The sequence below is a fragment of the Clostridium sp. DFI.5.61 genome (genome assembly GCF_024462915.1).
Taxonomy (GTDB): domain Bacteria; phylum Bacillota; class Clostridia; order Oscillospirales; family Oscillospiraceae; genus Lawsonibacter; species Lawsonibacter asaccharolyticus.
In genome coordinates, this window is the sequence record NZ_JANGBZ010000005.1 from 1 (window position 1) to 17,007 (window position 17,007).

The window sequence follows — 17,007 nt, forward strand, 5'->3', positions numbered from 1 at the left end:
CCCGCCCGCCCCCCCGCCCCCCCCCCCCCCCCCCCCGCTCCATTTTCCGTTATTCTTTTGTCAGCAGGCAGACCGCATGGGCAGCCATCCCCTCTCCACTTCCAGTGAAGCCAAGCCCCTCCTCTGTGGTCGCTTTGACATTCACCTGTCCCAGCTCCACTCCCATATGAGCGGCCAGATGATCCGCCATACCACCCAGATAGGGCGCTAATTTAGGCCGCTGGGCCAGGATTGTGGCATCCACATTTTCTACCTGCCATCCCTCCGCATGGAGCAGCTGCATCACCTGGTCCAGCAGGGCTAGACTGTCCGCTCCGGCGTAGGCCGGGTCGCTGTCCGGAAAGTGGCAACCGATGTCTCCCAGTGCCGCCGCGCCCAACAGGGCGTCCATCACTGCGTGGGTGAGGACGTCCGCGTCCGAATGGCCCAGGAGCCCCCGCTCATAGGGGATCTCCACTCCCCCCAGGATCAGCTTCCGGCCCTCTGCCAGGCGGTGCACATCGTATCCCTGTCCGATCCGTGTCACTCAATATCCCTCCCTCTGCCGGATGATCGCCTCCCCCACCATCAGGTCGAAGGGGGTGGTCAGCTTGATGTTCTCCCTGTCTCCCCGAGTGAGGGAGACCTTCATCCCGATCCGCTCCACAGCGGCGCAGTCATCTGTGAGAGTCTCCCCATCCGCCACCGCCTTTTCAAGGGCCGCCCGGATCAGGGACGCCTCAAAGACCTGGGGCGTCTGGACCGCCCACAGGCTGGAGCGGTCCATCGTCTCCACCACAACGCCCCGCTCTGCCCGCTTGATGGTATCCACCATGGGAATGGCCGGCGCCGCCGCCCCGGTAACCGCAGCCTTTTTCAGCACTTCCTCCAGCACCTCCCGGCTCAGCAGCGGCCGCGCCCCGTCATGGATGGCGATCAGCGCCGCGTCCCGGCGGGCCTCCTGCACCCCGATCCGGACGGAGAGAACCCGCTCGGCGCCTCCTACCATCACCTTGGTCACCTTATCCAGCATAAAATCCCTGCACAGCTGGCTCACGGGGACGATCAGATCCTCCCGGGTGACCACGATCACCTCATGGACCAGATCGCAGCTCTGGAACACCTGAAGGGTGCGCACCAGCACCGGGAGTTCCCCCAGGGGCTCCAGGATCTTGTCGATCCCCTCCATCCGGGAGGAGGACCCTGCCGCTGGGATCACCACCGAGCAGATGGGCACCCCTCTGCCCTTTCTCTGGGCCAATCGTTTCCAAATTCCTGCCAATCGGTTCACCTTCCTGCCTGAAAAAAGGGACCATCCGGTCCCTTTTTGCCCGCGCTTCTCTCCCAGCATATTAGTTCAGCGCCGTATTTATGCGCGCTTCCACATCCTCATAGGTACAGCTCTGGGACAGTACGATCTCTGAGATCAGGATCTCCTTAGCCGAGTGGAGCATCTTCCGCTCCCCAGTGGAAAGCCCCCGTTCCAGCTCCCGGAGCATCAGCCCCTTCACCACCCGGGCCACCTCCAGCAGGTTCCCGCTCTTCAGGCGCTCCAGATTTTCCCGGTACCGTCGGTTCCAGTTCTGGGTCATGTCCACCTCTATGCCGGGGATGGCCGCCAGCACCTGGTCGGCCTGCTCCCGGTCCACGATGGGGCGCACTCCAATCTCTTCACTGTTGTCTGTGGGGATCATGACCACCATCGCACGCACCGGGAGCTTCAACACATAGTAATCCCGCATTACACCGTTTACCTTCTTTTGGACGATACTCTCTACGATACCTGCTCCGTGCATGGGATGGACGATCTTATCCCCTACCTGAAACAACAGTCTCACCTCCAAAATAGACCAGAATTTCTGATTTTCCAGTCTTATTATACCAATCTATTCCCTCTCTTGCAAGTAAATTTTATGAAAAATCCACCATAACGCCTCCATTCGGCTACTTTTTATCCCCCGGATGAGCGGCTTTCTGGTCCATATGGCCTCCCACCAGTCAGGGACCTGGAGCAGTGCCCTACAGGACCGGATCAGAAAAACAGCTCCCTCTGCCGTGGCAGAGGGAGCTGTTTTTCATGGTAAAATAGGATTAGGGCGGGATCACTCCTCGGCAGGAGCGTCCTCCTCAGCCTCGGGCTCTTCCAGCAGTGCACGAATGGACAGGGAGACCTTCTTGTTCTCCATGTCGATGTCGGTGATCTTCACGTCCACCTTTTCTCCCTCAGCCAGCACGTCGCCGGGCTTCTCGATGCGGTGGTCAGCGATCTGAGAAATGTGGATCAGGCCGTCCACACCGGGGACGATCTCGGCAAAGGCGCCGAAGGTCATCAGCTTAACGACGCGGACATTGGCTACGTCGCCCACCTGGTACTGAGAAGTGAACACGGTCCAGGGGTCCTGGCTGTGGTCCTTCATGCCCAGGGAGATCTTCTTCTTCTCCTTGTCGGCGGAGATCACATACACATCCACGGTGTCGCCCACCGAGACCACCTCGGAGGGGTGCTTGATGCGGCTCCAAGACAGCTCGGAGATGTGGACCATGCCGTCCACGCCGCCGATGTCCACGAAAGCGCCGTAGGAAGTCAGGGACTTCACCACGCCAGTGTAGTGCTTGCCGTCCTCGATCTCGGCCCAGACCTTCTCTGCGGCGGCGGCGCGCTCGGCGCGCTGCACCTTGGCGATGGAGCCCACCACGCGGTGACGGGCACGGTTCACCTCGGTGATGACCAGGCGAACCTTCTTCTTCAGCAGCTCGGACATGGGAGTCTCCCGGGGCAGGCCGGTCTGGGAGGCGGGAACGAAGACCCGCACGCCCTTTACGGACACCACAACGCCGCCCTTGTTGTCCTCGGTGACGACGCCCTCCATGACAGTCTGCTCTTCCTGGGCGGCCTCCACGTCCTCCCAGCCCTTGACCACGTCAAGGCGCTTCTTGGACAGGGTGACAACACCCTCCTGGTCGTTGACGCGGACCACAAAGGTCTCGATCTCGTCCCCTACCTTGACCAGATCTTCCACCTTTGCGGTGGGGTCATCAGTCAGCTCGGATACGGGAATGTAGCCGGCGTGCTTGGTGCCCAGATCCACATAGATCTCAGTCGGCGTGATCCCAGTGATAACGCCAGTTACCTTATCCCCCGTATTCAAAGTTTTGATCGATCTCTCCAGCATGTCAGCGAAGGATTCCTCGATCTCCATGATTTCGTCGCTCATTTTGTCACAGACCTCCTTTATTATCCACGCAGGCGTGGATGCGCCCGCAGTGATACCGACAGTCTCTGTCCCCCGCAGAGGAGACAACTCCAGGTCATCTGCCCGCTCGATCAGCTGGACAGATGGACAGACTTCCCGGCAGAGCTCCGCCAGCTTCCTGGTATTGGAGCTCTGGCGGTCGCCGATGACCACCATCGCGCCGCACTGGGCGGCCAGCTGGACGGCCTCTTCCTGGCGTTTTGATGTCGCTCCACATATTGTATCAAAAAATTCTGCGTTTGTACACTCTTTTTTTGCTTTTTTCACGCAGGAATCCCAAACCCTGCGGATGGCCGTGGTCTGGGACACAAAAGTGAGTGGCATTTGGCGTCGGGACGGGTCCTCCGCCAGCCAGTTTTCCAGCTCCTCCGCTCCAGACAGGACCACCGGGCGGCAACACCAGCCCGCAATGGCCAGCACCTCCGGGTGGTCCCGGGTTCCGATGATGATGGGCTGCCTCCCCTGCTCCTCAGCCCGGGCCACGATCTGATGGATACGGGTAACATTGGGACAGGTGGCGTCCAGGATGCGGACGCCCCGGGCATGCAGGCCCTCGTGGACAGCGCGGCTCTCCCCATGGGAGCGGATGATGACCTCGCTCCCCTCCGGGACCTCCTCCGGCCTGACCACCGCCCGCAGGCCATGGCGGGCCAGATGGTCCATCATGTCCTGGTTGTGGATGATGGGACCCAGCATCACACAGGGCTCGCCGGACCGGGCGGCCCCCTCCGCCAGCTCCACCGCCCGGCGCACGCCGTAGCAGAAGCCGGCCGAATTTGCGATCCTTATCTTCACTGGGGAAGTCCCCCCAGTGCGTGGATGCGCCGCATGATCTCACGGGCGATCTCCTGATTTTCCTCCGCCGTGGCCCGCCGCCCCTGGATCTGGGGATAGTAAGGCTCGCCGATCACCACAGTGGTAGGGCGGAACCAGTGCTTCTGCGCCGGGATGTACATGGGGACGATGGGCACCCCCGTCCGGGTGGCAAACATGGCCGCTCCCGCCTTGGCGTCCACGTTCTCCCCCTCCTCCACGCGGGTCCCCTCGGGGAAGATGAGCAGCTTGTGCCCCTCTTTCAGGCAGCGCAGAGCCGTCTTGGCCGCGTGCATGTCCGCATGGCCCCGGTCCACTCCGAAGATGCCCGCCTTGCCCAGCAGCCAGCCGATCACGGGCACCCGCATCAGCTGGATCTTGGCCATCACCCGCAGAGGGTTCTTTTTCTGAAAGGCGAAAGCCACAAAAAACGGGTCGCTGAGGGCGGTATGGTTGGGGCAGATCACCGCCGCCCCCTCTGGGATGTGCTCCCGCCCCACGGTGCGTACCGGATGGAACAGATTGAAAAAGGGCCAGACGACGAGATAGAGGAATCGGTAGAACTGTTCTGTACTCATTGAGCCAGCCTCCCTTTCACCAGGGAGATCAGGGCCTTCAGGCTCTCCTCCAGTCCCAGCTCCGTGGTATCCAACAGCACAGCGTCCTCCGCCTGACGGAGAGGGGCCACCGCCCGGTTCCGGTCCTGTTCATCCCGCTGGACGATGTCCCGGAGAACGGTCTCCAGCTCCGTCTCCTGTCCCCGCTGCTTCAGTTCCAGCAGGCGGCGGCGGGCCCGGGCCTCCGGCGCGGCGGTAAGGAAGACCTTTGCCCCGGCGTGAGGGAGCACCACCGTCCCGATGTCCCGGCCGTCCATGACCACGTCGTGCTCCATGGCCTGACGGCGCTGAAAGTCCAGCAGGAAGTCCCGCACCGGGGGCAGGGCAGCCACCTGGGAGGCCAGTCCGGAGATCTGGTGGACCCGGATAGCCTCTGTCACGTCACGTCCAGACAAGTACATCCGCTGTACACCATCTGCCCCATAATCCATGCGCAGGTCCAGCCCCTTCAGCAGAGGGGCGATCTGCTCCGGGTCGGATGGGTCCGCCCCTGCCTCCCAGGCCCGCAGGGCCACCGTGCGGTAGATGGCCCCCGTGTCTACATACAAATACCCCAGCTCCCGGGCCAGGGCCCGGGCCAGGGTGCTCTTTCCGGCCCCGGCGGGGCCGTCGATGGCAACGCTTTTTTCCTGCATTTCTTATTTCGCTCCAAAATTTGATTGATTCTCCGCTCCGGTCCGACGGTACTCAGGCCCCTGCTCCCCCCAGGTCCTGCCCCAGGCAGGTCCGGGCGGCGCTTTCCCCTGCCGCCCGGCCGGTGGCCCAGGCGATCTGGAGGTTGAAGCCCCCTGTATAGGCATCCACGTCGATCAGCTCCCCGGCGAAGAACAGGCCGGGCACCTTTTTCGACCCCATGGTCTTGGGGTCGATCTCCCCCACCTTCACCCCGCCGGAGGTGATGATGGCCTCCGCAACGGGCCGGGGACCCCGGATATGGATCACAAGGCCCTTCAGGACCTCCAGCAGGCGGCGGCGCTCCCCCTTGGTCATGTCGTGGGCCTTTCGGTCCCCGGGGATGCCGGTGAGGGCGATGACGGTGGGCACCATCAGCCTGGGCACTAAACTGCCCAGGACGTTCTGAAAGTCCCGGTTGGCCTGCTCCGAGAGCTCCCGGACCAGCCGGGCGTCCAACTTCTGTTCCTCCAGAGCCGGCTTCAGGTCGATGACACAGGTGTACTGCTCCCTGGCAAAGTCCCGCATATGGGCGCTGGCGCTGAGCACCAGGGGACCGGAGAGGCCAAAATGGGTGAACAGCAGCTCCCCTTGCTCCTGATAGACCACCTTCCCCTTCTGGTTCTTGACCCGGAGGGACACATTTTTCAGCGCCAGGCCCTGCATTTTTCCGCAGAAGTCCTCCTCTGCCTCCAAGGGGACCAGGGATGGAACGGGCGAGACCACAGTATGGCCCAAGGCCCGGGCCATCTCATATCCGTCGCCGGTAGAGCCGGTGGCCGGATAGGAGCAGCCGCCAGTGGCCAGGACCGCAGCCCGGCAGGGAAAGAAGCCGCAATCGGTCTCCACCCCGGACACCCGTCCCTCCTCCAGACAGATCTGGGAGGCCCGGGCCTGCGTCACCGGGATATTCAGCTTTTTCATATGAAAAAACAGGGCGTCGATGACATCCGCCGCCCGGTCCGACACCGGAAAGACCCGGTTGCCCCGCTCTACCTTCAGCGGGACCCCCAGGCCGGTGAAAAAGTCCTCCACCCACGCCGGCGGCGTACGGGTCACGGCCCCGTAGAGGAACCGGCCGTTCCGGGGCGTGCTGGCCAGCACCTCCTCCGGCGGACAGTGGTTGGTCACGTTGCACCGGCCCTTGCCGGTGATGTACAGCTTGCGCCCTACCTTGGGGTTGCGCTCCAGCAGCCGGACGGCCGCTCCCGTCTCCGCAGCGGAAATGGCGGCCATCATGCCGGCGGCCCCGCCGCCGACCACGATCAGTTCATCGGCCATCGGTCAGTCCTGCACCTTCTCATAGACCCCGTACTCATCCCAGATGTCCTCCAGGGTCTGGAAGGTATGGGCCAGGTCGTCATTTTTCTTCCGGCTCACCGCCACCAGCAGGGCGTTGACCAGGCTGAGTGGGGCCACCAGGGAGTCCACGAAGGAGGCCATATCGCTGCGGGCCTTCAGTGTGTAGTTGGAGATGGGGGCCAGGGGCGAGGCCTCGCTGTCCGTGATGGCAATGGTGGTGGCGCCCCGGTCCCGGGCGAAGTTCATGGCCTGGACGGTGCGGCTGGAGTACCGCGGAAAGCTCACGCCGATGACCACGTCCTCCGCCCCCACCCGGAGCATGGTCTCAAAGACCTCGCTGGCGGTGTTGGCCGCCACAGAGATCACATTGTCGAAAATCAGATTGAAATAGAAGCTGAGGAAGGTGGCCAAGGAGGCGGAGGACCGCACACCCATGATGTAGATCTTCCGTGCGGAGACGATGGCGTCCACCGCGCGGTCAAAGCTCTGGCGATCCACCTCCTCCAGGGTGAGGCGGATCTTTTCGATGTCCGACTGGAGGACGCTGGAGAGCAGATCCTGATCTCCGATCCGGTCATTGGAAACCTCGATGCGCTGGACGGAGGTCAGGCGGTTCCGGATCATTTTTTGCAGGGAACGCTGCATGCTGGGATAGCCATCATAGCCCAGCTCCGCCGCAAAACGGACCACGGTGGACTCGCTGACGCTGACGGTCTTGCCCAGGCGGCTGGCGGTCATAAAGGCCGCCTTGTCATAAGATTCCAGGATATAGTTGGCGATCCGCTTCTGCCCTTTGGAGAAGGTGCTCATATTTTCCTGGATCACAGTCAAAATGTCTCGATTCATCTCGGTCAACTCCTGCTTTTCTCTTTGAGGAAACCAGCTGTTTCAGCTCCTTATGATACCTTGTTTCCCGGAAAAAAGCAAGCCATTTTTGCAGGATAAAAACTTTATCTTGCAAAAAATTTATGTTCTATCCGGTACGGGGCAAAAAATCAGGGCTTTTGCAGCAGGGCGGCCACCTCGCTCTGCTCCAGTCTCCGCCACTTTCCGGGCCCCAGGGTCCGGTCCAGGCAGAGCCCTCCCTCCCGGACCCGTTTCAGGCGCAGCACCTTCAGACCCGCCTGACCGCACATGCGCCGGACCTGCCGGTTTTTCCCCTGACAGATGGTGATGGATAGCTGGGTCACTCCTCCGCTGGTCCTCCCCCGCCGCACCTTGGCCGGGGACAGCGGCACGCCGTCCAGATCCATGGGGCCGGACAGCACCGGCAGCCCCCGGCTCACGTCCCCAGTGACCCACACCAGATATTCTTTTTCCACCTGATGACTGGGGTGGAGCAGCTTCTGGGTCAGTTCCCCGTCGTCGGTCAGCAGGAGCAGCCCCTCGGAGTCCAAGTCCAGCCGCCCCACCGGCCACACTCTCCGTCCGCATCCGGAGACCAGCTCCGCCACCGTCTTTCTCCCCTTCTCGTCAGACAGGGTGGTCACATACCCTCGAGGCTTGTTCAGCATCAGATACAGCCGGTCTCCGCCGGGCCGGACCGGCCGGCCATCCACCTCGATGCGGTCCCGGTCCAGGTCCGCCTTGTCCCCCAGCCGTGCCTTCGTCCCATTGACGGTGACCCGCCCCGCCTCGATCCACTGCTCCACCGTTCGGCGGGAGGCCAGCCCGCAGGCTGACAGCAGCTTTTGCAGGCGCTCCTCCATGCTGACTCCCCCCTCTCTTTCTTTATCTGTTCCAAAGCTCCATAAGCCGAGTCCAGATTCCACCAGGAGGCTGGAGCGTACGTTCCACATCCTGGGCGAACACCAGAGGCACGCAGGCCGCCTCCTCGCCGTTCACCCGGCAGATCATCCGGCCCGCACTGCCGCCGGCCCGGAGAGGAGCCTCCAGCGCCTCCTGGTCCCACTGGAGTTCCCAGTCGATTTTGTCCTCTTCACACACCGGGATCCGCACCGTCTCTGCCGCCTGGATCTCCACAAAGGGGACCAGGCTGCCGGACACGGGCCGCCGTGCCACGGCCTTTCCCTCCTCTGTCAGCGTCACCGCGGCATAGGTGGAAAATCCGTAGTCCAGCAGGGCGGTATGGTCCCGCCAGTCATCCGGGTCGTTGAGGGTCACCGCGATCAGCGTCATCCCGCCCCGCCGGGCCGCGGACACCAGGGTCCGCCCCGCCTTTTCTGTATAGCCCGTTTTCAGGCCGATGCAGCCCTCGTACTGCCACAGCAGCTTGTTGTGGTTAGTCAGCACCCGGCCGTCCACAGTGGCGCTCTTGGTGGCGGCGATCTCCGCCAGTGCCTCGTTCTCCAGGCAGGCCCGGGCCAGCAGGGCCATGTCGTAGGCAGAGGAGTAATGCCCCTCCGCGTTCAACCCGTTGGGGTTGGCGAAATGGCTGTTCACCATCCCCAACTGGGCCGCCTTTTCATTCATCCGCCCAACGAACTCCTCCACGCTGCCCCCGCAGTGCTCCGCCACTGCCAGCGCTGCGTCGTTCCCGGAGCGCAGCATCACCCCGTAGAGCAGCCCCTTCAGCGAGATCTCCTCCCCTGGGCGCAGATAGAGGGAGGAACCCTCTGCCCGGGTGCAGGCCTCCCCCACTGTGACGGTCTCCTCCAGGTCGTGGCCGGACTCCAGCGCCACCAGGGCGGTCATCAGCTTGGTGATACTGGCGATGAGCCGTTCCTCGTGGGCGTTTTGTTCATAGAGCACCCGGCCGCTCTCTGCCTCCATCAGGATGGCAGAGGACGCGGAGGTGCCCACCGCCTGGGCAGTGGGCACCTGGCAGAGCAGAGATCCAGCGGCCAGCGCCGCCGCCAGCAGTCGTTTCAATATGGTCACCTTCCATCAAACAAAGTGACCTTAGTATTTTCCGGGCCGCCGGTTTTCTCTCCCTGCCGGATCCGGCAAATTCTGTCAGATCAGTGCGGTCACACCACAAAGTGGTCCGTTCCCTCCGGGGGCTCGTCTGCTTTTTTCTGCTTTTCCAGGAAATCGGTGACCTTTTCCACCACCTCAGGCACCACCTCGATGACCCGGTCCACCGTGGTGGCGGGAGGTGGATCGACCGGGAGCAGCTTGACGCTGTCCCCCTTGATGATGAGGAAGGCCACCGGCTCCATCTTCGCGCTGGCGCCGCTGCCCCCGCCAAAGGTGTTCTCAGCCCCGGGTTTCTGATTTTTGGTCACAAAGTCGCTCCCGCCGCTGGCAAATCCAAAGGACAGCCTGGAGACCGGGATCAGGGTGACCTCCCCGGTCTGGATGGGGTCGCCAATGATGGTGTTGGCGTCCATCATGCTGCGGATCTTCTCCATTGTAGTGCTCATCATTTCATTGATGGGATGCTGTTTTTCCATATTCAAACCGCCTCTCTCTGCTGTTTATGCCGATTTCGATGGTTCACATAGGTACTCAGGGCCCGCAGGCCGAAGTGCAGCCCCAGCCATAGGAGCTGATACAGCTTCAGGGACAGGGACACCTGCCCCGTCAGCACCGGGGCCGCCGCGGTGAAGTCCACCTCTACCCGAGCCCGGCCCTCCTCCACATGGAACGCCTCTGTCAGGGGCTGCCAGATGCTTCCCAGCAGGGCGTTGGCCTGTCCATATCGGATAGCTGCGTCTCCTGGGTCCGCCGCGCCGATGGTGAGCTTCAGCTCCAGCTGATCCACCCGCAGCCTGCGGCGGAAACAGCCCGCCGCCTCCAAGGCCAGGGGCAGCAGCTCCTTCATCAGCTCCAAAAGTCCGCCGCCGCGTGCCTCCCCCGCAGGGTGCTCCTTCCCGGGCTTGGGCGCCTTCTCCTTTTTCGAAGGCCCTGAGCGCCTCCTTGGGTAGAGGCGGATGCGGACAGGCCCCGCCCGGAACCAGGCTCCGGCGCCTCCGGGACCATACTCCCCCACCGCGCCCAGCCGCAGCTGCCCCAGCAGGAACAACAGCAGCAGGACCGCCGCCAGAACGATCCACCCCCTCATTCCGTCTCCTCCTGGGCCGGGTGAGCTGCCCCATCCTCTTGGACAGTCTGCCCACTCTCCTCCGCCCTCAAACGGGCTACCGCCGCCTCCAGCTCCAGGGTCAGCTGTCCGCTCTCCTGGGAGGCATCCGGCAGCTCAGGCAGCTCTTCCAGGCTGGACAGCCCAAAGGAGCGCAGGAAATTTTTCGTTGTGCGGTACAGGATGGGCCGCCCGGGAACGGCCAGCCGACCGCACTCCTCAATGAGCTCCCGCTCCAGCAGCAGTCCCACCGTATAGGCGCTGTCCACCCCCCGGATCTGGTCCACATAGGCCCGGGTCACCGGCTGGTAGTAGGCGATCACCGCCAGCACCTCCAGCGCAGGCTGGGACAGCCGCGCCGGCTTCCGATTCTCCAAAGTCTTGCGGATATAGGGAGCGAATTCCGGAGCAGAGCACAGCTGGTAGCTGGTATCCAGCCGCACCAAGCGGATACCCCGCCGCTCATAGCTGTACCGGTCCATCAGCCGCTGGGCCACTGCGTCCATGGTGGCCCGATCCACCTCCAGCCCCAGACACAGGCGCTCCACCCCCACCGGCTCCCCGGCGGCGAACAGGACCCCCTCCAGCGCGGCCTCCAGCTCCTTCAGTTCCATGCCTCTTCTCCCATCCTGTTAAAATTCAAAGGAATCCGCTGTGACCTCTAAATGGTCCCCCTGCTCCCCCTGGGTGGAGGTGATGGTACAGTCCTCCTCCGTCCCGGCCAGCCGCAGGCGGTGGGCCTTGCACAGCTCCAGTACCGCCAGGAAGGTGGCCACCACCTCGGAGCGGCTGCGGTTGCCCTGGAACAGGGCGCGGAACCGGGTGACCCCGGTCCGGAGCAGCCGGCGGATGATCTCCCCTGCCTTTTCCGACACGGGGTATGGCTCCCGCCCCACGATGCCTTGAAAAGCCGCCACTGGGGGCGGCAACTGGTGGTCCGCCCTGGACAGGACAGACAGAATAGCCTTTTTCAGGTCCTCCCTGTCGTGGACATAGCGGTAGGTCCTGTCCGGCTGAATGGTCTCCGGCACTTTGGTGATGAAGTCTCTCCCATAGCTGTACCGCCGGTCCAGCAGGGGGGTGATCTCCTTGATCTTCAGATAGTTCTCATTGCGCTGGTGCTCCTCCAGGCTGGCAATGAGCTGCTCCATCTCGCTCAGGGCCTCCTCGTCGTGGATGGAGAGGAGCATCCTCGTCTTGATATAGACCAGCTGGGAGGCCATGGTGACAAACTCGCTGGCTACCTCCAGGTCCATCTCCTTGCGGGCGGCCATCCAGGCCAGATACTGGTCCAGAATCAGAGAGATCTGAATGTCCTTGATCTCCATCTTGTTTTTGCTCAGCAGGTGAAGGATCAGGTCCAGGGGGCCGACAAAGTCCTCCATGTCCTCTGTTTTGGCCTTGACCACCCCTTCCAGGTGGTAGATCGGACTGTCCAAAGCGTTCCCCCCAATGCCTCTCAGAAGAAATAGTACTGCGCCAGCTGGAACGGGAAGGCGGTCACCGCGCACAGGCCGCGGACGATGCCCTCCATGCAGAAGCTCAGGGGCACGCTGAACACCCCCATCCAGGCCAGCAGCACCACAGCCAGGATAAAAAACCGCTCATAGCGCAGGTATTGGTAGTAGATCCGGTCGGGCAGCAGGGCGAACAGGATCTTGGAACCGTCCAGCGGTGGGATAGGGACCAGGTTAAAGATCCCCAGCCCTACACTGAGCACCGCCATATACAGGAAGAAATAGATGGCATAGGCCGCCACCGTCCCCTGAGGCGCGAAGTGATAGATCAGGGAGGCCACCCCCAGGGCAGCCGTGGCCAGAAGGAAGTTGGCCGCAGGGCCGGCCAGGGCGGTGATAGCCATGTCCCGCTTTGGGTGGCGGAAGTTCCGCATATCCACTGGCACCGGCTTGGCCCAGCCCACCCGCACAGTGAGCAGCAGCATCAGGCCGATCCAGTCGATATGAGAGATCGGGTTCAGCGTCAGACGGCCGTTCACCTTGGCGGTGGGGTCCCCCAGCTGGTAGGCCGCGAACCCGTGGGCCAGCTCGTGGAAGGTGATGCAGAACAGGCAGGCCACCGCACCGATCAGCAGCAGAAACAGTTGAAACCAGTCCATATGCTCCAGAAAACCATTCAGCGACCCCATGGCGGCCTCCCTTCCCTGTCCATGGGGCACCCATGGACAAATAAATACTTGTTTATCATACCAGATTCTCAAAGAAAATACAAGACGGCGAATCAGGCAGCTCTTTTTCAAAAAATGCTGCGTAGAGAGAACTTCGGAAATTTACAGAAAGCCGGAGGGTAAGATTTTTCCTTTTGAGGATGACTGGGATCTGCCGTAGAAGGGCGGCCTCTGCCTCCCCACCGGGCCAGGTCCCCGCCGACACGTTTCAAAGTCCATGTTCCCTGAGGAAGCCCTGGATGATGGAGTTGACCTGATCCGGCACGTCCGTGTTGGAGTTGTGCCCCGCGCTCTGGAGCCACACCAGGGGGATGCCGGTCTCTTCCGACCAGCGGCGGTTATACCGTCTCGTCAGGCCCGCCCGGTCCCGTTCCCCGCACAGCAGAAGGGCGGGACAGTCCACTTTGTACGGCAGATCAGCCGCCATCGCCTCCGCCAGAGCCCGAAACCCGTGCCCCGCCAGGGCGCTGAATTCCCTTTTGCTGTAACAGTCCATCATCTCCTTCATCAGCGTCTGCCCCTGGGCTGTCTCCGCGCACCCTCTGGCTCCGGCTTTCCGCAGTATGCTCCAGGGGTAACAGCGGTAGAGCAGCTCGCAGCGCCGCAGTGCCCAGAGCTCTGCCGCCGTGACATACCTCCGTTGAAGCGGGGCGGAATCAATGGAGATAAATCCCCGGGCCTGTCCGGGGAATCGCTCCATAAAGCACTGCGCCAGATACCCTCCCATGGACTGACCGATCAATACAGGCCCTCCCATCCTCTCCCGAACCAAGATCCCGTGGAGCCACTCTGCCTGTTCCATCAGGGAGAAATCCAGGGCAAATGGGCGGGAGGCCCCGTGGCCCGGTGTGTCCCACACCAGCAGGGGCCGGCGGGATGCAAAAAAGGAGAACTGCATCTGGAACAGCCGGTGATCCGCCGTCAGGCCCGGCAGAAAGACCAGCGCGGTCCCGCGAGGGCCGGGCGCGCTCACCCAGTATCGGATGGTCCCCTGTCTCGTCTGATAGCTCCGCTCCAACATCTCCGTTTCCCTCCCTTTTCTCCCCGCCGCAGCGGGAACACGCACACGGCCCCTCCGTGCCCGCATGGGCGCAGAGGGGCCGTGCTTCCTCACAATTTCGATAGGATCAAATCCAGAAGCTCCTGTTTTCCTTCGCCCTTCTCAGCGGAAAAGGGAATTAACTTTACAGACTCATCCAACTCCAGCGCCTCTCGAATTGTCAGAAGATTGGACTCGATCTCTCTTTTTTTCAGCTTATCCAGCTTGTTGGCCACAACCACAAAAGGGCAGCCGGCGTCCCGGTACCACTGGGCCATGGTGCAGTCATCGGCGGTGGGCTTGTGACGGGCGTCCACGATCATGGCGCCGAAGGTCATCAGCTCCCGGTCCGCGAAGTAGTCCTCCATCAGGCGGCCCCACCGGTCCCGCTCTGCCTTGGAGACCTTGGCGTAGCCATAGCCGGGCAGATCCACCAGATAAAAGGTCTTATCGATCAGAAAGTAGTTGATATGGACGGTCTTGCCCGGGGCCGCCCCCACCCGGGCAAAGTTTTTGCGCCCCAGCAGCCGGTTAATAACCGAGGACTTCCCCACATTGGAGCGTCCGGCAAAAGCCACCTGGGGGAGCCCGTCTCTGGGAAAATCCTTGGGGGCGGTGGCGGAGCGGATGAACTCCGCCTGTTGGAAGTTGATGGCCATGGTCTCTCCCCCTCTTACTGCTTCAGGCCGATGGACGTCCTGCCCTTTCCTGCAGGGAAGGGTCCCCCCTGCTCGGTGTCCCGCTCACAGGCGGTGCCGGACAGAGACAGCGCTGCGGCCAGCACCTGGTCCACCTGCTCCACAAGGATAAAATGGAGGGCGGCGCGGACCGTCTGGTCGATCTCCTCCAGGTCCTTCTCGTTCTCCGCCGGAACGATCACGGTCTTGATGCCGTTGCGCAGGGCCGCCATAGTTTTTTCCCGCAGTCCGCCGATGGCCAGCACCCGGCCTCTCAGCGTTACTTCGCCGGTCATGGCCAGTCCCGGCTTTACCGGTGTATCTGTCAAAGCGGACACCATAGCCGTGGTGATGGCGATGCCCGCGGAAGGGCCGTCCTTTGGGACCGCCCCTTCGGGGAAGTGGACATGGATGTCCCTGTTCTTGTAGAAATCTCCGTCAATGCCCAGCTGAGAGGCCCGGCTGCGGATAAAGCTGAGGGCTGCGTGGGCCGACTCCTTCATCACGTCGCCCAAGTTGCCGGTGAGCTCCACCTTGCCGCTGCCGGGGACCACGTTGACCTCCACCTCCAGCAGCTCACCGCCCACAGAGGTCCAGGCCAGGCCATTAACTACGCCCACCCGCTGGGCGAGTGCCTCCCGCTCCGGGTGGAAGCGGGGCGCTCCCAAATATTCCTCCAGGTCCCGCTCTGTAATGGAAACAGACTTGCATGCTCCCTCCACCAGCTTCATGGCGGCCTTTCGGCACAGGGTGGCCATCTTGCGCTCCAGCACCCGCACTCCCGACTCCCGGGTGTAAGAGGCCACCATCTCCCGGATGGCGCCATCAGACACCTTCAGCTGGGTCCGGGCCAGCCCGTGGCGCTTGAGCTCCTTGGGCAGTAGGTGGCGCTTAGCGATCTGAAGTTTCTCCTCGTCGGTATAGCTGTTCAGCTCGATGACCTCCATCCGGTCCAGCAGGGGCCGTGGGATGGTCTCCGTGGTATTGGCGGTGGTCACGAACAGCACATCGGACAGGTCGAAGGGCACCTCCAGGAAGTGGTCCCGGAAGGAGGCGTTCTGCTCTCCGTCCAGCACCTCCAGCAGGGCCGAGGCCGGGTCACCCCGGTGGTCATAGCCCAGCTTGTCGATCTCGTCCAGCAGGAGCAGGGGGTTGCTGCTCCCAGACTGGCTGATGGCGTTGATGATACGGCCCGGCATGGCCCCCACATAGGTCTTGCGGTGGCCCCGGATCTCCGCCTCGTCGCTGATGCCGCCCAGAGAGATGCGGGCCAGCTTACGATTCATGGCCCGGGCCATGGACATGGCAATGGAGGTCTTTCCCACACCGGGCGGGCCCACCAGGCAGATCACCTGCCCCTTCAGCTCAGGGGCCAGCTGCTTGACGGCCAGGAACTCCAGGATGCGCTCCTTCACCTTCTCCAGCCCATAGTGGTCCTTGTCCAGCACCTTGCGGGCAGCCTCCACGCTGACCCGCTCCCGGGTCTTTTTGCCCCAGGGCAACTCCAGGCATACATCCAGATAGTTGCGGATCACGGTGGCCTCTGAGGAGCCGAAGGGCTGCTTGGACAGGCGGTTGAGTTCCTTCTCCAGCTTCTCCCGCACCGGCTCCGGCAGCTGGGCCTCAGCAATCTTTTTCCGATAGTCCGCCGTCTCGCTGTCTCCGTTCTCGCTCTCACCCAGCTCGGCCTGGATGGCCTTCATCTGCTCCCGGAGATAGTAGTCCCGCTGGTTCTCCGACATCTGCTCCCGGGCCCGGCTCTGGATCTCCATGTCAAGGGAGAGCACCTCCACCTCCCGGCACAGCAGGCGGTACATACGCTCCAGGCGGCGCACCGGCCGGAGCTCCTCCAGGATGGCCTGCTTGTCACTGTTGCGCATGGCGATGTTCTGGGCGATATAGTCCGCGATATAGCCTGGGTCGTCGCTGGCCAGCACATTGATGAGCAGGTCCGGGGAGATCTTGGGGGCCAGCTCCGTGTAATTTTGGAACATCTCATAGGTGCTGCGCATCAGGGCCTCGGTCTTGGCCGAGGCCCTGCCCGCCTTCTCCTCCGGGATGGCTTCTATCTCCGCCATCAAATAGGGCTCCCTCTGGGTCACGTCCCTCAGGCGGGCCCGGGAGATGCCCTCCACCATCACACGCACGTTGTCCCCGGGCATGCGGAGGATCTGCCGCACGTTGGACAGGGTGCCCACTGTGTACAGGTCATCCCGTTCGGGGCGCTCCACCGTCATGTCCTTCTGGCCCACCAGGAACACCGGCTCTCCGGCAGCCATGGCGGCCTCCATCGCCTTGATGGAGGCCGCGCGGCCCACGTCGAAGTGGATCAGTACATTGGGAAACACAGTCAGCCCCCGCAGCGCGATGGCCGGGAGAGTCTGGATGCTGGCAACAGGATCATGGTCCATGTTCGTCACTTCCTCTCTGGGAATAAAAAGCAAGTCCCGGGAGGCCCGCACAGGATAGGCTTCCGCGGGACAT

General features: G+C 62.7%; 18 protein-coding genes. All 18 read right to left on the bottom strand.

Features of this window, described 5'->3' with window-relative positions:
• Positions 1 to 49 precede the first annotated feature (49 nt).
• Entirely contained in the window at positions 50 to 526 is a 477-nt protein-coding gene (gene ispF / locus NE584_RS03950; protein WP_050624844.1) for a 2-C-methyl-D-erythritol 2,4-cyclodiphosphate synthase, read from the bottom strand.
• The gene (gene ispD / locus NE584_RS03955; RefSeq protein ID WP_256181865.1) at positions 527 to 1,261 is read right to left on the bottom strand and encodes a 2-C-methyl-D-erythritol 4-phosphate cytidylyltransferase; all 735 of its coding nucleotides are present in this window, start codon (positions 1,259 to 1,261) and stop codon (positions 527 to 529) included.
• A 70-nt stretch (positions 1,262 to 1,331) separates the two neighbouring features.
• Positions 1,332 to 1,808 (bottom strand): CarD family transcriptional regulator, encoded by a 477-nt coding sequence (locus NE584_RS03960; protein WP_050624845.1) that lies wholly within the window; start codon positions 1,806 to 1,808, stop codon positions 1,332 to 1,334.
• Between the two features lie 273 nt (positions 1,809 to 2,081).
• A complete protein-coding gene (locus NE584_RS03965; protein WP_050624846.1) occupies positions 2,082 to 4,028 on the bottom strand; it encodes a bifunctional 4-hydroxy-3-methylbut-2-enyl diphosphate reductase/30S ribosomal protein S1 in 1,947 nt (648 codons plus the stop codon).
• Positions 4,025 to 4,624, bottom strand: a complete 600-nt coding sequence (locus NE584_RS03970; RefSeq protein ID WP_050624847.1) for a 1-acyl-sn-glycerol-3-phosphate acyltransferase — start codon at positions 4,622 to 4,624, stop codon at positions 4,025 to 4,027. Before NE584_RS03970 ends, NE584_RS03965 begins: the two co-directional genes overlap by 4 nt.
• Positions 4,621 to 5,298, bottom strand: a complete 678-nt coding sequence (gene cmk / locus NE584_RS03975) for a (d)CMP kinase (RefSeq protein WP_108981203.1) — start codon at positions 5,296 to 5,298, stop codon at positions 4,621 to 4,623. Before cmk ends, NE584_RS03970 begins: the two co-directional genes overlap by 4 nt.
• 52 nt (positions 5,299 to 5,350) lie before the next feature.
• Entirely contained in the window at positions 5,351 to 6,616 is a 1,266-nt protein-coding gene (locus NE584_RS03980; protein ID WP_256181868.1) for an aminoacetone oxidase family FAD-binding enzyme, read from the bottom strand.
• 3 nt (positions 6,617 to 6,619) lie between these two features.
• Positions 6,620 to 7,483 carry a MurR/RpiR family transcriptional regulator gene (locus NE584_RS03985; RefSeq protein ID WP_050624850.1) on the bottom strand — a complete coding sequence of 288 codons (864 nt, stop codon included), beginning with the start codon at positions 7,481 to 7,483 and terminating at the stop codon, positions 6,620 to 6,622.
• 149 nt (positions 7,484 to 7,632) lie between these two features.
• Entirely contained in the window at positions 7,633 to 8,346 is a 714-nt protein-coding gene (locus NE584_RS03990) for a pseudouridine synthase (RefSeq protein WP_050624851.1), read from the bottom strand.
• Positions 8,347 to 8,368: 22 nt separating this feature from the next.
• Positions 8,369 to 9,469 (bottom strand): D-alanyl-D-alanine carboxypeptidase family protein, encoded by a 1,101-nt coding sequence (locus NE584_RS03995; RefSeq protein ID WP_256181870.1) that lies wholly within the window; start codon positions 9,467 to 9,469, stop codon positions 8,369 to 8,371.
• Between the two features lie 98 nt (positions 9,470 to 9,567).
• On the bottom strand, positions 9,568 to 9,993 hold the full coding sequence (gene ytfJ / locus NE584_RS04000) for a GerW family sporulation protein (RefSeq protein WP_050624852.1): 426 nt from the start codon (positions 9,991 to 9,993) through the stop codon (positions 9,568 to 9,570).
• Positions 9,994 to 9,995: 2 nt separating this feature from the next.
• Positions 9,996 to 10,604 carry a DUF2953 domain-containing protein gene (locus NE584_RS04005; protein ID WP_108981201.1) on the bottom strand — a complete coding sequence of 203 codons (609 nt, stop codon included), beginning with the start codon at positions 10,602 to 10,604 and terminating at the stop codon, positions 9,996 to 9,998.
• Entirely contained in the window at positions 10,601 to 11,236 is a 636-nt protein-coding gene (gene scpB, locus NE584_RS04010) for an SMC-Scp complex subunit ScpB (protein ID WP_108981200.1), read from the bottom strand. Before scpB ends, NE584_RS04005 begins: the two co-directional genes overlap by 4 nt.
• An 18-nt stretch (positions 11,237 to 11,254) precedes the next feature.
• Positions 11,255 to 12,061, bottom strand: coding sequence for a ScpA family protein (locus NE584_RS04015; RefSeq protein WP_050624855.1), 807 nt, complete (start codon positions 12,059 to 12,061; stop codon positions 11,255 to 11,257).
• A 20-nt stretch (positions 12,062 to 12,081) separates the two neighbouring features.
• A complete protein-coding gene (locus NE584_RS04020; protein ID WP_082203605.1) occupies positions 12,082 to 12,768 on the bottom strand; it encodes a site-2 protease family protein in 687 nt (228 codons plus the stop codon).
• Positions 12,769 to 13,015: 247 nt separating this feature from the next.
• On the bottom strand, positions 13,016 to 13,828 hold the full coding sequence (locus tag NE584_RS04025; RefSeq protein WP_256181876.1) for an alpha/beta fold hydrolase: 813 nt from the start codon (positions 13,826 to 13,828) through the stop codon (positions 13,016 to 13,018).
• An 89-nt stretch (positions 13,829 to 13,917) separates the two neighbouring features.
• Positions 13,918 to 14,505, bottom strand: coding sequence for a ribosome biogenesis GTP-binding protein YihA/YsxC (gene yihA / locus NE584_RS04030; RefSeq protein ID WP_256181877.1), 588 nt, complete (start codon positions 14,503 to 14,505; stop codon positions 13,918 to 13,920).
• A 14-nt stretch (positions 14,506 to 14,519) separates the two neighbouring features.
• Positions 14,520 to 16,934, bottom strand: coding sequence for an endopeptidase La (gene lon, locus NE584_RS04035; RefSeq protein WP_256181878.1), 2,415 nt, complete (start codon positions 16,932 to 16,934; stop codon positions 14,520 to 14,522).
• Positions 16,935 to 17,007: the final 73 nt, after the last annotated feature.